Genomic DNA, 18,804 nt, shown 5'->3' on the forward strand with positions numbered 1-18,804 from the left:
TGTATCGGCCCGTGCGTCCGCCCGATTCCGTGGGCGCATCTCGACACGGTCACAGATGCATAGCGGATCACTTCTGGCAAACCTTCTCCGCCGCTGTAGCAACTATTGTCACAGGCGTTAGGCGTTAGCCGGAAGGTAGGACATGACGACACTACGTCGGCTGGCGGCGATGGCGGCTGCCTCGGCCGCGACAATCACTCTCGCCGTACCGCTTCCGCGCGCGGTTGCCGACCCGTGCTCCGTGCCGACATCGACGCCGTCGGCACGTTCCGCGGCCCCGGCACTGCCGTCGTTGCCGATCCTGCATCTGCCGATCGGCCGCAAACCGGTCAGCACGGCAAGCACCCCGGAAGCGGCCAAGGACACCGCCGTCGCCCCGAACACCGCTGCGCGCGCGGCGGCTGCCCCGTCGGCGTCGGCCGCAGCCACCGTGGGTTGGATCACCGGGCCGAGCACCGACAGCTACAGCCGCTTCGGCATCTCCGGCGCCGATCTCGGAATCATGTGGGACAACGGGCAATCCGGCGCAGGCAATCAGGTGTTGCTGGCATTCGGTGACACTTTCGGCAATTGCAGTGTGCCAGACCAAGAGTGGCGCAAGAACACGCTGTTCCGCAGCTCCGACCGCAACCTCGCCGACGGCATGACGATCCCGAACCCGGTGCCCGGCAACGTTTACGCCGGCTCACCCGTTGATGCCGCGCGTCCCAACTTCTCGCGTCAGGTGATCCAGAGTCTCGGCCTGGCGGGCACCGAGGTGACCATCATTCCGACCGCCGGAATCTCCGTCGGCACAACGCAGTACGTGAACTTCATGTCGGTCAGCCAGTGGGGTTCCCCCGGCCAGTGGTCGACGAACTTCTCCGCGGTGGCGGTGTCGAACGACAACGGCGAAACGTGGACGGTGCCGGTGACGAGCATCCGGCCGAGCTGGTTCAACACCGTCCCGGGTGTGGCCTTCACGTGGGGAGACCAGAACTTCCAGATGGGCGCCTACCTGCGCAACGGTGGGTACGTCTACTCCTACGGCACCGGGGCGGGGCGCGGCGGCATGCCGTTCCTGTCGCGGGTCGTGGAGAGTTCGGTCACCGACAAGTCCGCCTACGAGTACTACACGCCGTTCGGCTGGCTCAAGGGCTTCCCGTTCCTGGCCATGCAGGTGGTGTGGGCTCCCGGCAGTGAGATGTCGGTGGCATGGAACGACTATCTGAAGAAGTTCGTCATGCTCTACACCAACACGCTCTCGGCGGTCGTGATGCGCACCGCCGACAAGCCGGAAGGGCCGTGGAGCCAGGCGAAGACGATCGTCAGCTCGACCGCGGTGCCCGGCGGCATCTACGCGCCGTACATCCACCCGTGGTCCAGCGGTAGCGACCTGTACTTCACGCTGTCGCGCTGGTCGGACTACAGCGTGATGTTGATGCGGACCTCGCTGGGCACATCGAGTACCTAATTCGCGGCGAGTGGCCAGTTATGTCACGGATTTTCGTCATGGGCGTGACACAAGTGGCCGCTCGACGTATCAAGTCCCTAGTGTCTCTCGCGCTCGGCCGCATGTGCGTGTTCAGCCGCCGATACCACCAGCGCATCGGTACCGGGGTACACCGTGGCTTCGTGGCCGTTTCCGAGCCACCGGACCTCGTACGGGGGAGAGCCGTCCTCGGCGCGAACCCCGATGATCTCGGCGTGCTGCTCATGCTGGTCGGTGGTGGTGCCCTTCACCACCAGAAAATCGCCGACGTGCGCTTTCATCGTCCGCTCCCTTCGCCTACTCGGCGGACACTTCCATCGTGCGCGCACCGATGGCGATGCGGAAGTCTTAGCCCGCGGTCTTTCCGGCGTCGACGATGTACACCGCACCATGCACCGCCGCGGCGTCGTCACTGGCGAGAAACGCGATGGTCTTGGCGACGTCGGCCACGTCCATCATTCCGCGCGGCGCGGCGATGCGCATGATCAGATTCCAGTCGGCGCCGTCGGGTGCGGCGAACTCGGTGGTCTGCGGGGTCAACATGCCGCCGGGACATACCGCATTGACGCGCAGCCGCTCCGAGGTGAACTCGATTGCGAGCGCACGGGTCAGTCCGACCAGGCCGTGCTTGGCTGCGCAATAGCCCGCCGAGTAGACCTCGCCCTCGATCCCCGCGATCGACGCCACGTTGACGATGTTGCCGCCTGCTTGCAACAGATGCGGCAGGGCCGCCCGGCACAGGAAGAACGGGCCGTTGAGGTTCACGGCGAGATCCTGGTCCCAGTCCTCGTCGGTCATCGAGATGGTATGGCGCATCTGGTGAAATCCCGCGACGTTGATCAACGCGTCGAGCCGGCCGAACTCCTCGACGCATTGGGCGACGGCCTGTTTGCAGGCCTGGGCCGACGAGATGTCCACCGACGCGTACCTCCCGCCGGGAACCTCGGTGAACACCTCGGCCATCCGTTCGGTGTCGCGGGCGATGCCGAACACCGACGCGCCCCGCTCGGCGAACAACCGCGCCACTGCCGCGCCCAACCCCGACGATGCACCCGTGACCAACGCGACCTTGCCGCTCAGCTGACTCATGCCGTAGACCTTCTCAGATCCCGGCGCGTGGCCGGGTGGGTGGTATCGCGGCGAGCAGCGTGCGGGTGTACTCCTGCTCAGGCGCGGCGAACAGCTCAGCCGCCGGGCGGTACTCGGCGACTGCGCCGGATCGCATCACCATCACGTCGTGACACATGCGGTGCACCACCGCCAGGTCGTGTGCGATGAACAGGTAGGACAACCCGAGATCGCGCTGTAGCTCGGTCAACAGATCCAGCACCCGCGACTGGATCGAAACATCAAGGGAGGCTGTCGATTCGTCGAGGATGAGCAGGTCGGGCTCGGTGGCCAGGGCCCGGGCAATGCTGACGCGCTGGCGTTGTCCGCCGGACAGTTCGTGCGGGTACCTCGACGCGAACTCCGTGGGCAAACCGACCCGCTCGAGGAGTTGTGCCACGCGATCGGCCCTGGCGTGGCGTCCTTTGGCCAGCCGGTGCACCTGCAGGGGCTCACTGATGGCCGCGCCCACCCGGGCGCGCGGGTTCAGCGACGCGAACGGATCCTGGAACACCAGACTGATCCGCCGCCGCAGGTCCCGGCCCGCGCCGAAGACATCGAGCCCGTCCAGGCTTGCCGTGCCCGCCGACGGTTCGGCCAGACCGGTCAGCGCGGCGGCCACCGTGGATTTTCCCGAACCGGACTCGCCGACCAGACCCAGCGTGGTGCCGCGCCGGATCTGGAACGACACGTCGTGTACCGCGGCGACATCGCCATAGCGGACGTCAAGTCCGTTGACGTCCAACAACACCGGGGTGTCCTCGACTTCGGTGGGACCGTCCCCGTCGAGGCGCGGCCGGGCCTCGAGGAGCTCGCGGGTGTACGGATGCTGTGGGCGGTCGAAGACATCGAGGATGGACGACTGTTCCACCGCCTCGCCCTCGCGCAATACCGTCACCTCGTCGGCGACCTGGCCGATGACCCCGAGATCGTGACTGATCCACACCACCGCGGCGCCGAAGTCGCGCTGCAAGTCGGCCACCAGATCGATGATCTGGGACTGGGTGGTGACGTCGAGGGCCGTGGTCGGTTCGTCGGCGATGAGCAGTTCGGGATCGCACGCCAGCGCGATGGCGATCATCACGCGCTGGCGTTGGCCGCCGGAGAGCTGGTGGGGATAGGCGTCCAGCCGCTCGGTCGGTAGCCCGACGGCGTCGAGCAGCTCGCCGGCCCGGGCGCGTGCCTGGCGGCGGGTCATGTTGCGGTGGGTTTCGAGCGTCTCGGTGATCTGACGTGACAACGTCAGCAGTGGGTTGAGCGACGTGCCCGGATCCTGGAACACGAATCCGATCCGGCCGCCATGGACTTGGCGCAACGTGCGGGCGGACGCCCCGACGAGCTGGGTGCCGTCGGCCAAGGCGGCGGTGCCGGTCACGACGGCGCCCGGTGCATCGAGCAGCCCGGTCGCGGCCAGCACTGTCATCGACTTGCCGGATCCGGATTCGCCGACGATCCCGACGGTCTGCTCGCGTGCCACGTCGAACGACACCCCGCGCACGATCTCGCGGCGGCCGATCGTCACGCGCAGATCCGTCACGCTCATCACCGGAGGGGTCACTGCCTGCCCGCCCTTCTGGCCTCGATCATGGTGCGCTGCTTGGGATCCAGCACATCCCTGAGCCCGTCGCCGAACAGGTTGAACGCCAGCACCGTGACGAAGATGGCGGCGCCGGGAAACACCGCCATCCACCACGCGAGCGTGACGAAGCCCTGAGCGTCGAAGATCATCCGGCCCAGCGACGGTTGCGGTGGCTGGATGCCCAGGCCCAGGAACGACAATGACGCCTCGGCGAGGATCGCGAAGGCCAGTGACAGCGAGAGCTGAACGATCAGCGGTCCGGCGATATTCGGCACGATGTGGCGGGTCAGGATGTATGCGTCGCCGGTGCCCATGGTGCGGGACACCGCGACGAACGGCTCGACACGCACGCTGAGCGTGCTGGCCCGGGCGACGCGCGCGAAGATCGGCGTGTAGACGATACCGATCGCGAGCATGGTGGTGGTGATGCCCGGCCCCAGGACCGCCACGATGGCCAGCGCGAGCAACAGCACAGGGAACGCGAACATCACGTCGACGACCCGCATCACCACGGTGTCCACCCAGCCGCTGCGATAGCCCGCGACCACCCCGATCGTCACACCCACGATCGCGGCGAACGCCACGCTCACCACCGCGACCCGCATCGAGGCCTGAACGGCGACCAGCACGCGCGACAACACGTCGCGACCGAGCTCGTCGGTGCCGAACCAGTGCGATCCGCTGGGCGCCTGCAGCGCATTGGGCACGTCGATGTCGTTGATGCCGAACGGGGTGATCCACTGGGCGGCGACCGCGATGACCACCACGGCCACCAGCACGACGGCGCTGATCGCGGTCACCGGATTGGACAGCAGCAGCCGCCAGGACGAGACCCGGCCCTCGGTGACTGTCATGACAGCCGGATCCTCGGGTCGACCACCGCATACAACACGTCGACGATCAGGTTGATCAGCAGGAACAACACCGCGATGAGCAGCACCGCGCCCTGGATGGCCGGATAGTCGCGGGCCGCAACGGAATTGAACACCAGCCGGCCCAGCCCCGGCCAGGCGAACACCACCTCGACCACGATGACACCGCCGAGGATGGTGGCCAGCTGGATACCGGTGATGGTCAGTACTGGTAGCAGCGCGTTGCGGACGATGTGGCGAAACGTGATCACGGGTGGGGCAAGGCCTTTCGATTTCGCGGTGCGCACGTAGCCCATGGCCGTGACCTCCAGGACCGCCGAGCGCACGTAGCGGGTCATGATCGCCGCGGCGACCAGCCCCACCGTGAGCCCGGGCAGGATGATGTGTCGCAGCCAGCCACCCGGGTCGCTGAACAGCGGGCGGTATCCCGATGTCGGCAGCCACCCCAGCGTCGACGCGAAGACCCCGATCAGCAAAATGCCCATCCAGAAATCGGGAATGGACACGCCGAACTGGCTGGCGATGCGCACGATCGCGTCGCTGACCCGGCCTTCGTGCAGGGCCGACCAGATCCCGGCGGGCAGCGCGATGAGCAGGGCGATGACGATGCCGACCAGGCCCAGCGACACCGTGGCCGGAAGCCGTTCGAGCAGCGTGACGGTGACCGGGTCACCGTTGCGGAAACTGACCCCCAGGTTTCCGGTGAACGCCGAGCCGAGGTAGGCGAAGAACTGCTCGACGATCGGCCGGTCCATCCCACTGGCCGAGCGCAGCGCCGCATACGCTTCCGGGGTGTAGCGCGTGCCCAACGCGATCCGGACCGGGTCGCCCGGCACCAGGTGCACCAACGCGAACACCACGATCAGCACGCCGACGAGCACCACCGCGGAGTGCAGCAGGCGCCGTGCCAGGAACACCATCACCGGGTGATCCGCTGCCAACTTGCCCACATTCACGTCGTCCCACCCCGATTCAGGCTCGCGCTGCGGAACCGGACGGCTCCATCGCGGCGGGCCTCGTAACCCGACAGATTCGTTGCCCACGCCTGGATCACCGACGGGTTGTACAGGTAGATGTAGCTGACCTCGTCGGCGATGCGGGTTGCCGCTCTGGCGTAGATGGATTTCCGGGTGGCGACATCGGTTTCGACCCGCCCGGCGTCGAGAAGCTGGTCGACCTCGGGATCGGAGAACTTCTGCGCATTGCTGGTGCCGCCGGAATGGTGCTGGGCGTAGTAGAAGTCGTCGGGGTCGATGTTGCCGAGCCAGCCCATCATCAACATGTCGAAGTGCCCGTTGTTCTGTTCGTCGAGCCACGTGGCGAAATCGACCGTGCGGATGTTCACCGTGATACCAAGCGGGGCAAGGTTGTCGGCGATGATCTGGGCCGCGGTCACCGTCTCGGGGTACTCGCTGGTGACCAGCATGTCGAGGTCCTTCGGTGCGTTGCCTGCTTCCTGCAGCAGACGTTTCGCCTCATCCAGATCGTGGCGGTAGCGGTGATAGTCGGTGTACCACGCATTGCCCTGCGGGATGGCGAGTTGATTGGTGGTCGCGGTGCGGTACGTGGTGGCCGCGGTGATCGAATCCCGGTCGATCGCATAGGCGATGGCCTGTCTGACGCGGACATCGTTCCACGGCTTGCGCGCTTCGTTGAGCGCCAGATACCAGTAGTCATTGCTGGGGGTGACCGCGAGGTGCAGCGAGTCGTCTTCCCGCAGTTGGCTGACGCGTTGCGGTGGAATCGAATCGGTCCAGTCGACTTCGCCTGCCTGCAGCGCCGAGAGCGCGGTCGACGGTTCCGAGATGAACCGGAACGTCACCCCGGCCACCGGCGGCGGGCCGGCCCAGTAGCGCGGATTGGCCTTGAGCGTGATGGAGTCGCCGCTCTTGCGTGAGACGAACGTGAACGGCCCGGTGCCGATCGGGTGTGTCGCGATCTGTCCGCTCTCGACGTTGTGGCGCTGCACGATCGCCATGCCCTTGAAGCCACCGAGATTGGTCAGCAGGTTGGGTGTCGGATGCTTGACGGTGATCCGCACAGTTGCGGGGTCCACCGCGTCGACGCCGGCGACCGCGCTGAACTTGTCCACGTTGGTCAGTTTCTGGTCGATGATGCGCCGATACGAGTAGACGACGTCTTCGGCGGTCAGTGGGCTGCCGTCATGCCAGGTCACCCCGGGACGCAGGTGAAAGGTCCAGCTCAGCTGGTCGGGGCTGACGTCCCACGACGTTGCCAGCGCCGGGCCCATCTGCAGATTTGCGTCGGGTTCGACCAGCGTGTCGAACACGTTCTCGAGCACCTCGAAGGAGAAATAGGCGCTGGTCCGCTGCGGGTCGAGTTGGTCGGGCTCACCCGCGATGGCGGCGATCAGATAGCCCGACGCCTCGCCGCCGAGGTCGACGCGACTGCCGGCCGAGCAGGCCGACAGCACGAGCGCCAGGACGGCTGCCACCGCGCTCAACGTTCTCACCACTGGTCGTGTGGTCACGATCTCTCCAGGATCACCGCGGGCGATCCGTCAGTACGCTCACCCGCTGGGGCCGCCGCCGGGCCCGACCGAAACGTCGGTGGACCATACCGGTGACGACGCTGATGAAGACTGCGATACTCACCCATTGTGACCTTCAAGCGCACGGCCGCCGCGACCGCCCTGGCCTCAACCCTCGGAATCGGACTCAGCCTGGGGTTTGCCGGACCGGCGCAGGCCGACCCCGTGATGCAGGGTGTCTACACCTACACCCAGGATGGACTCGACGCGCAGAACTTCACGGTGTACCCGAGTTGCGTCCCGGTGGTCGGGGATCTGCGTGAACCGCTGGAACTGGCGGTGGCGTGCCGGCTGCACGTCGCGACGGGCCCCGAGCTCAAGGGCGGAGATGCCCGGTTGACGGGCGGGCTGTGGACCTATTCGACGACGACGGCCGAGGGCATGCAGTGTCCCGACGGCAGCTGGGCCCCGACCACCGAGGTCTACAAATTCGACGACGTGGCCATGACCGGCACCCGGTCGGTGTTCCACAACGCGGTCTGCGGACTGCAACCCGGCGAGCAGAGCGTGCCGTTCAGGCTGGCGTACAAAGAGCCGCTGCCCATGCCGGTCAAGGTCTATCCGCTGGACTGCGAGCCCTGGGGCTTGCGGTTGTGCACGTGAGCGTCGGCGGGGGTGCCGGTCGCCCGTTGCAGGGTGCTCAGACCCCGGCACTGCCGATGCTCAACGGTAAAGCCGTCGACCTGACGGGCCCGGGTCGCACCGACCAATTCGGGGTGACAGCAACCGATCTCGGTGCGTCGGTGGTGGCGCCCAACGGCAAGCTGGTCTCGGTGTTCGGCGATACCTTCTCGGGACCCATGGTGGGGCAAGGCGATTGGCGTTCCCCGGTGGCGCTGATCGGCAGCGGCGATGCCGATCACGAGATCGTCTACGAGCGGGCCGCCGGTCCCGACCCCAGCTATGCGCGTCAGCTGTGGTTCTACATCCACGACGACGCATCCAGCGGATGGAGCCGTGGCGGCATCAGCACCGTCATCCCGTCCGATCTGCTGCGGGTCGGTGATTCGATCTATCTGCACGCCATCGTCAATCATGGCTTCGGCAACGTGATGTGGACCGAGATCTGGCGCTCGGACGACAGCGGTGTCTCCTGGACCCACATGGGGGAGCAGGCCAAGTTTCCGGGCAATCTGCAGGGCGGGTACGCGCAGTGCTGGTCCTGGGACTACGATCCCGACGACGGCTGGGTTTACGTGGTGGCCACCGGTTTTCAGCGCAACAAGGGCATCATCCTGATGCGGGTGCGTCCTGAACAGATCGGGCAACGGTCGCAGTACAGCTGCTGGGGCTTCACGAACGGCAGCTGGGGATGGGGCCAGCAGAGCACGCCGATCACGCCGCCCGCAGAGCAGTGGGGAGAGTTGACGTTCCGCCGGGTGTCTGCCGGAACATGGGTTCTCGGCGGGTTTTTGGCGTCGCAGTACGCGCTCGGTTACCGCGTCGTCAGTTCCCCGGTCGCCAACATGTACACGACGCCGCTGCAGATCCCGGTCGTGGGCTCGTCGTGGGCCGACGAGGACCCCGCCGACAGCAGGGTCGCCCAACTCTATGGCGGCTACCTGCTGCCCGGCTCCCGCTTCGATGTACAGGGCGGCGTCGGCCTGGTGGTGTCGCAGTGGCGCACCGACACCGGATGGCCTTACCGGGCAATGCAATTCAAGGCGCAACTGCGGGACACCAGCCAGGCGCCGCTGCCGACGGATCCGATCAACCTGTAGCTCAGGCGGTGAACCCGCCGTCGACGTTCCAGTTCGCCCCGGTCACGAAGCCGGATTCGGAACCCGCCAGGAAGCTCACCACCGCGCCGATGTCGGATGTGTCGCCGTAGCGTCCGAGTGCGGTGGATTGCCTTATGGAATCCGCGAATTCGCCTTCATCGGGGTTCAGATCGGTGGCGATGGGGCCGGGTTGCACATTGTTGACGGTGATGCCGCGCGGGCCGAGATCGCGAGCCAGCGCCCGGGTCAGCGATGACACCGCACCCTTGGTCATCGCATACACCGACAGTCCCGGCACCGGTACCCGGTCGGCATTGATGCTGCCGATGTTGATGATTCGCGAGCCCTCACCGAGATGGCCGACTGCGCTGCGGATCGCCGCGTAGACACCACCGATGTTGATCGCCACCAGCCGGTCGAACTGCTCCTGCGGAAATTCTTCGATGGGTGCGATGTACGCGGTGCCGGCGTTGTTGACCAGGACGTCGAGACCGCCGAGGGCCGCCACGGTCTGCTCGACCGATGCGGCGACCTGTGCGGGATCGGCGCTGTCGGCCTGGATGGCCACCACCTTGCCGCCGTCCGCGGTCACCTCGCCGACCAGCTTGTCGGCCTCGGCTGCCGAGGCCGCGTAGGTGAAGGCCACCTGGGCGCCGTCGGCGGCGAGCCGGCGGACGATCTGTGCGCCGATTCCGCGGGAACCGCCGGTTACCAGTGCGCGGCGGCCGGTCAGGGGTGCTGAGCTCATGGGATTTCCTTCCGGAATGATTTCGAACCGGTTGGTTACTAAGTACGCTGAGGTCAAGTCGTAGACACGGGTGATGATTCCCGTCGTGATCGGTATCACACCACGGTGGAAGCGGGTGCGCGATGGCGATAGGCAGGCCGCGGGAATTCGACCCGGAGCAAGTCGAGGACACCGCGATGAAACTGTTCTGGCAACACGGCTACGACGCGGTGTCGATCAGCGATCTGACCGCAGCCACCGGGGTGAACCGCCGCGGCATCTACGCCGAATTCGGCTCCAAGGAGCAACTCTTCGAACGCGCACTGCAGCGCTACGTCACCGGCCCCGGCGGCTATGCGGCCGAGGCCCTGACGCGTGCGACCGCTCGGGAGGTCGCCGAGGCGATGGTCCACGGCGCTGCGGACGCGAGCACCGGCGAGCCTCGCGGTTGCCTGCTGATCGGAAACGGTGACGGGCTCGCCGAACGGCGCTGTGCCGGTGTGCAGGACATCGCCAGGCGATTCGACGCCGCGGTGGCCGTCGGCGAACTGGCAGACGTTGACACCATGTTGCTGGCCCGGTGGATCTCGGCTGTGTGTCAAGGGATTTCGGTGCAGGCGCGCAGCGGTGCGAGCCGGGCCGAGCTGCACGCGGTGGCGGATCTGGCGCTGGCGGGCTGGCCCGGAACCGGCCCGCGCACATGACATCCGCGCATATGGTGATGCGGTGACGAAGCGAGTCGTGGTCTGGGGCACCGGTTTTGTCGGCAGCATGGTGATCGCCGAGATCGTCAAGCATCCACTGTTCGAGTTGGTCGGCGTCGGGGTCAGCAACCCGGACAAGGTCGGCCGCGACGTCGGCGAGATATGTGGGCTGGGCGCCCCGATCGGTGTCATCGCGACCGACGACGTCGATGCACTCGTCGCCTCGAGGCCCGACGCGCTGGTCCACTACGGCCCCACCGCGGCACATGCCGACGCCAACATCGAGGTGATCACCCGGTTCCTGCGGGCCGGCATCGACGTCTGCTCGACGGCGATGACGCCCTGGGTGTGGCCGAAGATGCACCTCAACCCACCGAACTGGATCGAGCCCGTCACCGAGGCCTGCGAGGCCGGCGGCTCGTCGTGCTTCACCACCGGAATCGACCCCGGCTTCGCCAACGACCTGTTCCCGATGACGTTGATGGGCCTGTGCTCGGAGATCCGGCAGGTGCGGGCCTCCGAACTGCTGGACTACACCAACTACACCGGCGACTACGAGTTCGAGATGGGCATCGGTAAGCCACCCGAACACCGGGCGCTGCTGGAAACCCCCGACATCCTGGTATTCGCCTGGGGTGCAACCGTTCCGATGATCGCGTACGCGGCGGGTATCGAACTCGACACCATCACCACAACATGGGACAAATGGGTCACCCCCGATGAACGCAAGACCGCCAAGGGGATCATCGCGCCCGGCAATGTGGCCGCGGTCCGCTTCACCATCAACGGTGTCTACCGCGGCGAGACCCGCATCCAGCTCGAGCACGTGAACCGCATCGGGTTGGACGCCGCGCCCGACTGGCCGTCCGGCAACGACAACGACGTGTACCGGGTCGACATCGACGGCACCCCCAGCATCTCCCAGGAAACCGCGTTCCGGTTCACCGACGGTTCGGGCCGCGATGCGGCCGCCGCGGGCTGCCTGGCCACCGGTCTACGTGCGCTGAATGCTGTCCCCGCAGTCAATGATCATTTGCCAGGGTGGGTAACACCGCTGGACCTACCGCTCATCACAGGTTGCGGCAATATTCGCTGAGTAACATTCGCCCCGTTAACTGAGATGGACTACCGGATAGTGCTCTCTCGAGACGGGGTGACATGGCTGACGGAATTGGGTTGTCGGTTGGTGCGACCAACCTGACGGCGGTGGTGGTGGGAAGGACCGCGGTGACGCGCTCACCTGTACTGACGATCTATCCGCATCGCCCATCCGAGGTCGGGGTTCCCAGCGAGAACCCCAACCTCAACGAGCGGGGTCTGATCCTCACCGATTTCGTCGACCGGGTCGGGGACCCGGTGGGCATCCTGGCCCCCGACGGCTCGTCGCATCGTGGCGAGGTGCTGGTCGCCGACGCGCTCGGGGCGCTGTTGCACACCGTCACCCGCGGCGGACCGGCAACCGGCCCGATCGCCGTCACCCACCCCGCGCACTGGCGGCCCAACCAGGTCGCGGCGCTGCGCAATGCCCTTGATGCGGTCCCGGAGTTCCAGGGCCCGGCCTCGCCCACGGTTGTGTCGGACGCCACGGCGGCGCTGACCGCGCTGCAGGACAACCCCGGCGTGCCGACTCGCGGCGTGATCGCGCTGTGCGATTTCGGCGGTACCGGCACCAGCATCACGCTTGCCCACGCCGGTAACGGCTACCAGCCGATCGCCCCGACGGTCCGGCACGCCGATCTGTCGGGCGACCTCATCGACCAGGCGCTGCTCACCCACATCGTCAACGAACTGTCGGCGGCGGGCACCATCGACCTGGCGAGCACGTCGGCGATCGGGTCGCTGGGCCGGTTGCGCGGTGAATGCCGCCGCGCCAAGGAACGGTTGTCCACCGAGTCGGTCACCTCGCTGACTGCCGAACTGCCCGGCCATCGCAGTGAGGTTCGGTTGAACCGCCGTGAGCTCGACGACGCCATGCAGGCGCCGCTGAACGAATTCGTCGCCGTTCTGCAGGACACCGTGGACCGCGCCGGGCTGCGGCCCGGCGATCTCGTCGCCGTCGCCACCATCGGCGGCGGGGCCAGGATCCCGGCCATCACCACGGCACTGTCGCAGAGTTTGCGGGTGCCGGTGATCACCGGTGCTCAACCCGAGCTGACCGCGGCGATCGGATCGGGCATCACGGCCGTGCGCGGCACGGTCGAGGAGAGCATGACCGCGCTGGCACCCGCGTCGGCAGCCGCACCGCTGACCCAGGCCGCCGCGGTGCTGGCCCCCGAACCGCCGCCGGCCTCGCCGGCACTGGCCTGGTCGGACGCTGACGACGTGCCCGATGTCGCTCCCGCGACCGAGTTGGGTTACGCCGAGCCCGAGCCCGCCCGCATCGGGCTCACCAGCGCGCGCCCGCAGTTGGAATTCGGTGAGGCCGAGCTCACCGACCACGCCCGGGTCGCCGCGCTGCCGTGGTATCGCAAGCCCGCGCTGCTGGCGGGAGCCGGAGGCGCGGTGGCGCTCGTCGCCGTCGCGGCCGTGCTCCTGCTGACTCACCAAGACTCGGACAAGAGCCCGGCACCGGCATCGACGTCGACGGCGATGACCACCACGTCAGCGCCCGCGCAGGCACCGGCCCCCGGAGCTCCCGCGGACGCGTCAGCACCGGAGCAGCAACAGCAGCAGGCCCCGCAGACGGTCATCGAGCAGGCCCCGGCGGAGACGGTGACGCAGATGGCGCCACCGCCACCCGCGGATGCGCCACCGCCGCCTCAGACGACCGACGCGCCACCGCCCGCGACCGACACCCCCACGACGGCCGCGCCGGCGACGACCGATACGCCGACGAGTGCGGCTCCGTCGACGCCGACCCAGACGCCGTGGACCCCCGCGGCGCCCTATCCGACCGTCCCGGGTCTGCCGTGGGTGCCTGCTCCCGGCGGTGGCCACGGGCACGGGGGCTAACGGCGATCATCCGAACGACTCGAACGCGTCGAGGACTTCGGGGGAGTAGACGATCGACGGCTCGATCGCTGCCGTTGTCTTCAGGGTCGTCACGAGTGCGGCGGCCGCGAGTTCGACGAGCGCGTCGGCGTCGATGTCCCGATGGGTGATGCGGTCGATCATCATCTCGTCGAGATAGCCCACCCACCCGTGCATGGCAGCCCGCAGCACCGGCGGGATCGGGTCGATGATCCCCAGCGCCAAGAGGATTCGTTGTGCACCGATCCAGCGCAACTGCTCGACGGCCTCTTGGTGCTCGGTGTCGGCGCCCAACGCGCCGCGCAGCAGCGCGACGAAACTCCCTGAATACGAGTCGATGTAGGCGATGTGGCTGCGCAATGCGTGGCGCAACTGGTCCGCGAGCGCGGCATCCGCCGCTGGCGGCAGGCTCAGCTGCGCAGCCGCGATCTCTTCGGCGATCTCGTTCATCACCGCGAGGTACAGCCCACGCTTGTTCTCGAAATGGTGTGCGATCAGCCCGTAGGCCACGCCGGCGTTCTTGGCGATCTCCGACGTGGTGACCCGGTCGTAGGGGCGGGTGGCGAACAGGTGTCGGGCCGCGTCGATGATTGCTTGACGCCGGTCGGCGACAGCCGGTTTGGCACACATCAGTTCAGGCTAGCCCGGCCCGCTCGGCATGGGTTTGCAGTTGGAGGGCGCCGCGGGTGTCCACGCGCCTGCCTCCGATCGCCGCGACCAGGCGGCCGATGGCCGGGATCTCCAACGGCAGCAGCGAGTACCGGGGATACGCCACCCGGGCGTCACCCCGTTGCAGCGCGCGGACGACGGCTGCCGCCGTGGCAGCAGGTGAAACCGGTGGCAGGGTCTTGGGAGCGGTTGTCTTCCAAGGGAGTTCGTCGATATCGCGCAGGGCGGTGTCGGTCGAGCCGGGCACCACCTCCAGCACCCGCAGTGGGGTCTCGGCCAGCTCCAGTCGCAGGGACCGCGTGGCTTGCGCGAGTGCGGCTTTGGAAGCGGCGTAATACCCGAGTAGGGGCAGCGGCACGGCCTGCACCGTGGAGGTGACGTTGACGATCGTGCCGCGGCCGGCGGCGCGCATCGCAGGCAGTACCGCTGCGGTGAGGGCGAGTGGTGACCACAGGTTCACCTCGAAGACCGCGCGGGCCGCGGCGGTATCGGCCACCAGGGGCTGCGGGCCGGTGAGGTTGGCGCCCGCGTTGTTGATCACGACGTCGACGATCCCGTCGAGCGCTGCGACGGCGTCGCGACCCAGTGCTGCGGCAGCGCCAGGTTCGGCCAGATCGGTCGGCATCACGATCGGCCGGGGCTGCCCGGACGCGGCGATCTGATCGGCGAGCTCGTCGAGCAGGTCCTTGCGTCGGGCCGCCAGCACGAGCGTCGCGCCCCGGGCCGCCAGTGCCAGGCCCAATTCGCGACCGATGCCGCTCGATGCGCCTGTCAGGACAATCCGCTTGTCGCGCAGATCTATTCGTTGTTTTCGCATGAGTGTCGCCGTTCTCGGAGTCGGTTCACTTCTGCTGACCGTGGATCCTACCGTCGCATACTGATTGATAATCAGTCAATATGACGGCGCAGGTTTCGTCAGGCGGCGCCCTGGCGCCGGAGGGGATTGCCGACCAGTATGGGTGGGTGCGCGACAGGTGGCATCAACGCGAAATCGGAGTCGACGGCCTGATGCTGATGCGGGGCGGCCGATGAGCACGAGCACCGGTGCGCAGGTGGCCATCGCGCGGTTGCTCGCCGCGGGAGTCGACGTGTGCTTCGCCAATCCGGGCACCTCCGAGATGCACTTTGTCGCGGCGCTGGACTCAGCCCCGGAGATGCGGCCCGTACTGTGCCTGTTCGAAGGCGTGGCCACGGGCGCCGCCGACGGCTACGCCCGCATCGCTGCACGACCGGCCGCCACCCTGCTGCATCTCGGACCCGGCATGGCCAACGGTCTGGCCAACCTGCACAATGCGCGGCGGGCCCTCAGCCCGGTCGTCAATATCGTCGGCGACCATGCGACGTACCACAAAGCCCTCGACGCCCCACTGGAATCCGACATCGAGGCGCTGGCCGAATGGGTCCACGGATCGGTGCACCGACCCGCGACTCCCGATGACGTGGCTGCGGCCGTCGACAGCGCTGTGCACAGCGCCACCGGTGAACCTGGCGGCGTGGCCAGCGTGATCCTGCCCGCCGATTTCTCGTGGGGCCCGGCGAACGCCGGCGTACCGGTACCGCCACAACGGCAGTCCGCGTCCAGTGGGATGCGGATCGAGGCCGCGGCGCGGCTGTTGCGCGAACGCGGGCCGCACGCGCTGTTGCTGCTCGGCGGCCCGGCCGACAGCGCGGCCGGGCTGATCGCGGCCGCCCGCATCGTGGCCGCCACCGGGGCCCGGGCGCTCGTGGAGACCTTCCCGGCCCGGGTGGCGCGTGGGCGTGGCGTGCCGCATTTCGAACGGCTGGCTTACCTCGGCGAGCAGGCTACCGAACAGCTTTCCGGCACAACGGATCTGATTCTGGTAGGGGCTCGGTCCCCGGTGAGCTTCTTCGCGTATCCAGGCAAGCCGGGCGACCTGGTGCCGCCCGGGGCGACCGTGCACGCCGTGGCTGCGAGCGATCTGGAAAAGTTGGCCGACCACCTCGGAGCCCCGCCGTATGTCGATGCCCCGTCCGATCTCGCTGCTCTGCCCAGCGGACCGCTCAACGCGCAGAACTGGGCCCAGGTGATCGCCGCGCTGCTGCCCGAGGACGCGATCATCTCCGACGAGGCGAACACCAGCGGCTTCTTCCTGCCGACCGCGACTGCGGGTTCGGCCTCGCACGACCTGCTGACGCTGACCGGTGGCGCGATCGGCCAGGGGCTCCCGGTGGCTGTGGGTGCCGCCGTCGCCGCGCCGCACCGGCCGGTGATCGCGCTGCAGGCCGACGGAAGTGCGCTCTACACCATCTCAGCGCTGTGGACCATGGCCCGCGAGCAGCTCGATGTCACCGTCGTCATCCTCAACAACCACGCCTACGCGATCCTGCAAATGGAACTGCAGCGCGTCGGCGCCGCCGCGGCCGGCGAGCAGTCCCGATCGTTGCTCGAACTCGGCCACCCGGACATCGACTTTGGGTCCATCGCACAGGGATTCGGTGTTCCCGCCACACAGGCGAGCACCGCCGAAGAGCTTGCCGAGCAGTTCCGGGCTGCGCTCGCCGAGCCGGGCCCGCACCTGATCGACGCCGCGGTGCCGGGCTTGTCGGTTTAATTCTTGGGTCGTTTGGCCAACACCACCTCGGCCAGCGGAATCTGCGTCTGTTCGGGCGCCGCGGCCAGCCGAGCGGCCACGCCGGCCTCGAGCCGGTCGAAGAACGTCGTCCGCCGTGCCGCGTCGTCCAGTGCTTGGGCCAGCGCACCGAATATCGAGAACCGGCAGAACGCGGCCCACTGGGCGCCGAAAGCCTTTGCGTCATGGTCGGTGCGGTACTGGTTGAAGAATCGGTCCTCGGCGTCGAGCACCTCGAGATGCTCGATCGACAACCGTTCGAGCCGGCCAGACGGTGCGAAGGGGGCTGCGAAATCCGCTGCGGCGCGGCCCATCACGGGCAGTGACATCCGGTGCAGCTCGTCGCTGCTGATGACTCCGTCGGCGACGAGTTCCCGCAGCGCTTCGGTGAGGGCCAACAGCAGCGGGCGATAGCCGAAGTCGCCGTCGTCGGCCAGCCCCATTGTCAGCACCACGAGTCTGCCGCCAGGGCACAGCTCCCGACCACGGAACGCCACGAACTCGTGCCAGTCGTGCGCGGCCTGCCGCGCGTAGGCGGAGCGGACATGTGCGTCGGCACTGTAGGCCACGGCGATGTGATCGCCCACCGGCATCGGCACCCGGTCCAGCCACTGAATCGACCACGCCGACCAACCCAGGTTGACGCTGTTCGACGGCAGGATCTGGCTGTAGTACGACCGGCCCACCGCAGAGCTGAATGCCGCGGCATCCGTGCGCAGGTAGGAGGCCCGGTCCTCCGCGAGGGTGCGGAACAGCGTGGTGAAGTCGTTGTCCGGGGTATCGGTATGTGTCACCAGCACGGAATGTTCGGGACGGGTGCGCCCCCGCAGCACACCGACCGCCTTGGTGATCGCGAGCAGGCCATTGTGTCCGGTGCCTGCTCCGTAGTCGGCGATAACAATGGGCTGTGGCGGGCTCGGCAGCGGTACGGTGCGGGCGGCCTCCGCGAAAAGTGCGATCGCCGAACTCAATCCGGCTGCCTGTAACCCGGGACTCGTCGGCCCGACCGACGGGTCAGCTTCGGTCTCGTCACGAGGCATGCCACGACGGTAGTCGTTGCTGCGGCGAGCATGGCACACTTCCGGCTATGAGCAGCCGGCGAATCGCGGCACCGATGGTGGCGGCCGCGATCGTGTCCCTGGTGGTAGCGGTCATCGGGTTCATCGTGGCCATGGTCCTCAACGCGTTCGTGCTCGACGAGTACGACGCATACGGAGAGGTTCCGATCCCGGGATCGGGGACGGTCCAGCTGCCCGCCGGTGAGGTCACCATCAGTTTCCACACGCTCACCACCGGATCGGGCGGGGGCCTGCCCGTGCCGAGTTTGAAGCTACGGATCGTTCCGCCGGACGGGGCGCCCGAGCCGGTCGTCACCGAAAGTCCGGGCGGCACAACGACAGTGAACAATGATGCCCGGGTACGGGTATGGGTGGCCCAGGTGGCCGACGCCGGAAGCTATCAAGTGGTCACCGATGGCGACGTCAACGGATACATCAGCCCACGTCTGGCGTTCGGGCACGGCAGTCAGTATGGCTGGGTGGTGTGGTTGTTCGTCGGGCTGTTCGTGCTCGGACTCGTCGAACTCGTAATCGCCCTGTGGTGGTCGGCGCGGACCGCGAAGCGGCCACACCCCGTCGGTCCGCAGGAATTTCCGGTGTTCGGAGCGGTGGACGCGCCGACGTACACGCCGCAGAGCTACGTTCCCGCGCCGCCGAGTTACTCGCCCACCGATCAGGGCGTGCGCCTCGAACTCCTGAAGACGCTGGCGGCGCTGCGTGATTCGGGTGCACTGACCGACGCCGAGTTCGAGGCCGAGAAGCGCCGCATCCTCGACGGCTGACC

At 67.6% G+C, this 18,804-nt stretch carries 18 protein-coding genes; 8 read left to right on the forward strand and 10 right to left on the reverse strand.

Annotation, left to right across the window (positions count from 1 at the left end):
• Window positions 1–142: 142 nt before the first annotated feature.
• Entirely contained in the window at window positions 143–1,453 is a 1,311-nt protein-coding gene (locus BTO20_RS12965; RefSeq protein ID WP_087076416.1) for a DUF4185 domain-containing protein, read from the forward strand.
• Window positions 1,454–1,530: 77 nt separating this feature from the next.
• Here BTO20_RS12965 and BTO20_RS12970 read toward each other — a convergent pair whose 3' ends face one another.
• The 6 genes from BTO20_RS12970 to BTO20_RS12995 form a co-directional block, all read right to left on the reverse strand.
• Complete coding sequence (locus BTO20_RS12970) at window positions 1,531–1,752, reverse strand: DUF1918 domain-containing protein (protein ID WP_087076418.1); 222 nt, start codon at window positions 1,750–1,752, stop codon at window positions 1,531–1,533.
• Between the two features lie 67 nt (window positions 1,753–1,819).
• Window positions 1,820–2,560: an SDR family NAD(P)-dependent oxidoreductase gene (locus tag BTO20_RS12975; protein WP_087076420.1), complete on the reverse strand. Its 741-nt coding sequence runs from the start codon at window positions 2,558–2,560 to the stop codon at window positions 1,820–1,822.
• Window positions 2,561–2,573: 13 nt separating this feature from the next.
• On the reverse strand, window positions 2,574–4,121 hold the full coding sequence (locus BTO20_RS12980) for a dipeptide ABC transporter ATP-binding protein (RefSeq protein ID WP_087076422.1): 1,548 nt from the start codon (window positions 4,119–4,121) through the stop codon (window positions 2,574–2,576).
• Window positions 4,122–4,132: 11 nt separating this feature from the next.
• Window positions 4,133–5,011: an ABC transporter permease gene (locus BTO20_RS12985; RefSeq protein ID WP_087076424.1), complete on the reverse strand. Its 879-nt coding sequence runs from the start codon at window positions 5,009–5,011 to the stop codon at window positions 4,133–4,135.
• Window positions 5,008–5,949 (reverse strand): ABC transporter permease, encoded by a 942-nt coding sequence (locus BTO20_RS12990; RefSeq protein WP_087082019.1) that lies wholly within the window; start codon window positions 5,947–5,949, stop codon window positions 5,008–5,010. The genes BTO20_RS12985 and BTO20_RS12990 overlap by 4 nt, the downstream gene beginning before the upstream one ends.
• Before the next feature lie 32 nt (window positions 5,950–5,981).
• Complete coding sequence (locus BTO20_RS12995) at window positions 5,982–7,502, reverse strand: ABC transporter substrate-binding protein (protein WP_198344507.1); 1,521 nt, start codon at window positions 7,500–7,502, stop codon at window positions 5,982–5,984.
• Window positions 7,503–7,649: 147 nt separating this feature from the next.
• Here BTO20_RS12995 and BTO20_RS13000 point away from each other — a divergent pair, with 147 nt between their 5' ends.
• Window positions 7,650–8,183, forward strand: coding sequence for a hypothetical protein (locus BTO20_RS13000; RefSeq protein ID WP_087076428.1), 534 nt, complete (start codon window positions 7,650–7,652; stop codon window positions 8,181–8,183).
• Window positions 8,184–8,239: 56 nt separating this feature from the next.
• On the forward strand, window positions 8,240–9,301 hold the full coding sequence (locus tag BTO20_RS13005; protein ID WP_087082020.1) for a DUF4185 domain-containing protein: 1,062 nt from the start codon (window positions 8,240–8,242) through the stop codon (window positions 9,299–9,301).
• Between the two features lies 1 nt (window position 9,302).
• On the opposite strand, the gene BTO20_RS13010 is transcribed toward BTO20_RS13005, so the two are convergent.
• On the reverse strand, window positions 9,303–10,049 hold the full coding sequence (locus tag BTO20_RS13010; RefSeq protein WP_087082022.1) for a 3-oxoacyl-ACP reductase family protein: 747 nt from the start codon (window positions 10,047–10,049) through the stop codon (window positions 9,303–9,305).
• A gap of 122 nt (window positions 10,050–10,171) precedes the next feature.
• On the opposite strand from BTO20_RS13010, the gene BTO20_RS13015 reads away from it, so the two are divergent.
• From BTO20_RS13015 to BTO20_RS13025, 3 genes are all read left to right on the forward strand, one after another.
• Window positions 10,172–10,732, forward strand: a complete 561-nt coding sequence (locus tag BTO20_RS13015) for a TetR/AcrR family transcriptional regulator (RefSeq protein WP_087076430.1) — start codon at window positions 10,172–10,174, stop codon at window positions 10,730–10,732.
• A 22-nt stretch (window positions 10,733–10,754) separates the two neighbouring features.
• Window positions 10,755–11,828 (forward strand): NAD(P)H-dependent amine dehydrogenase family protein, encoded by a 1,074-nt coding sequence (locus tag BTO20_RS13020; RefSeq protein WP_269770349.1) that lies wholly within the window; start codon window positions 10,755–10,757, stop codon window positions 11,826–11,828.
• Between the two features lie 62 nt (window positions 11,829–11,890).
• Entirely contained in the window at window positions 11,891–13,684 is a 1,794-nt protein-coding gene (locus BTO20_RS13025) for an Hsp70 family protein (RefSeq protein ID WP_087076434.1), read from the forward strand.
• Between the two features lie 6 nt (window positions 13,685–13,690).
• Here the strand turns inward: BTO20_RS13025 and BTO20_RS13030 are convergent, their stop codons facing one another.
• Window positions 13,691–14,332: a TetR/AcrR family transcriptional regulator gene (locus BTO20_RS13030; protein WP_087076436.1), complete on the reverse strand. Its 642-nt coding sequence runs from the start codon at window positions 14,330–14,332 to the stop codon at window positions 13,691–13,693.
• Window positions 14,333–14,336: 4 nt separating this feature from the next.
• Entirely contained in the window at window positions 14,337–15,188 is an 852-nt protein-coding gene (locus BTO20_RS13035) for an SDR family NAD(P)-dependent oxidoreductase (protein WP_087076437.1), read from the reverse strand.
• A gap of 211 nt (window positions 15,189–15,399) precedes the next feature.
• Between BTO20_RS13035 and BTO20_RS13040 the strand changes: the two genes are divergently transcribed.
• Complete coding sequence (locus BTO20_RS13040) at window positions 15,400–16,944, forward strand: acetolactate synthase large subunit (protein ID WP_087076439.1); 1,545 nt, start codon at window positions 15,400–15,402, stop codon at window positions 16,942–16,944.
• Here the strand turns inward: BTO20_RS13040 and BTO20_RS13045 are convergent.
• Entirely contained in the window at window positions 16,941–18,002 is a 1,062-nt protein-coding gene (locus BTO20_RS13045; RefSeq protein WP_087076441.1) for a class I SAM-dependent methyltransferase, read from the reverse strand. The genes BTO20_RS13040 and BTO20_RS13045 overlap by 4 nt on opposite strands.
• 47 nt (window positions 18,003–18,049) lie before the next feature.
• On the opposite strand from BTO20_RS13045, the gene BTO20_RS13050 reads away from it, so the two are divergent.
• A complete protein-coding gene (locus BTO20_RS13050) occupies window positions 18,050–18,802 on the forward strand; it encodes an SHOCT domain-containing protein (RefSeq protein ID WP_087076443.1) in 753 nt (250 codons plus the stop codon).
• Window positions 18,803–18,804 lie beyond the last annotated feature (2 nt).

Origin of the sequence: Mycobacterium dioxanotrophicus, from assembly GCF_002157835.1 — a bacterium.
Lineage (GTDB): Bacteria > Actinomycetota > Actinomycetes > Mycobacteriales > Mycobacteriaceae > Mycobacterium > Mycobacterium dioxanotrophicus.

Excerpts from the sequence above, each read along its gene's own strand:
- BTO20_RS12965 (WP_087076416.1), top strand. The coding sequence starts at position 143 with ATGACGACACTACGTCGGCTGGCGGCGATGGCGGCTGCCTCGGCCGCG.
- BTO20_RS12970 (WP_087076418.1), bottom strand. The coding sequence starts at position 1,752 with ATGAAAGCGCACGTCGGCGATTTTCTGGTGGTGAAGGGCACCACCACC.
- BTO20_RS12975 (WP_087076420.1), bottom strand. The coding sequence starts at position 2,560 with ATGAGTCAGCTGAGCGGCAAGGTCGCGTTGGTCACGGGTGCATCGTCG.
- BTO20_RS12980 (WP_087076422.1), bottom strand. The coding sequence starts at position 4,121 with ATGAGCGTGACGGATCTGCGCGTGACGATCGGCCGCCGCGAGATCGTG.
- BTO20_RS12985 (WP_087076424.1), bottom strand. The coding sequence starts at position 5,011 with ATGACAGTCACCGAGGGCCGGGTCTCGTCCTGGCGGCTGCTGCTGTCC.
- BTO20_RS12990 (WP_087082019.1), bottom strand. The coding sequence starts at position 5,949 with ATGGTGTTCCTGGCACGGCGCCTGCTGCACTCCGCGGTGGTGCTCGTC.
- BTO20_RS13005 (WP_087082020.1), top strand. The coding sequence starts at position 8,240 with ATGCTCAACGGTAAAGCCGTCGACCTGACGGGCCCGGGTCGCACCGAC.
- BTO20_RS13010 (WP_087082022.1), bottom strand. The coding sequence starts at position 10,049 with ATGAGCTCAGCACCCCTGACCGGCCGCCGCGCACTGGTAACCGGCGGT.
- BTO20_RS13015 (WP_087076430.1), top strand. The coding sequence starts at position 10,172 with ATGGCGATAGGCAGGCCGCGGGAATTCGACCCGGAGCAAGTCGAGGAC.
- BTO20_RS13025 (WP_087076434.1), top strand. The coding sequence starts at position 11,891 with ATGGCTGACGGAATTGGGTTGTCGGTTGGTGCGACCAACCTGACGGCG.
- BTO20_RS13030 (WP_087076436.1), bottom strand. The coding sequence starts at position 14,332 with ATGTGTGCCAAACCGGCTGTCGCCGACCGGCGTCAAGCAATCATCGAC.
- BTO20_RS13035 (WP_087076437.1), bottom strand. The coding sequence starts at position 15,188 with ATGCGAAAACAACGAATAGATCTGCGCGACAAGCGGATTGTCCTGACA.
- BTO20_RS13040 (WP_087076439.1), top strand. The coding sequence starts at position 15,400 with ATGAGCACGAGCACCGGTGCGCAGGTGGCCATCGCGCGGTTGCTCGCC.
- BTO20_RS13045 (WP_087076441.1), bottom strand. The coding sequence starts at position 18,002 with ATGCCTCGTGACGAGACCGAAGCTGACCCGTCGGTCGGGCCGACGAGT.
- BTO20_RS13050 (WP_087076443.1), top strand. The coding sequence starts at position 18,050 with ATGAGCAGCCGGCGAATCGCGGCACCGATGGTGGCGGCCGCGATCGTG.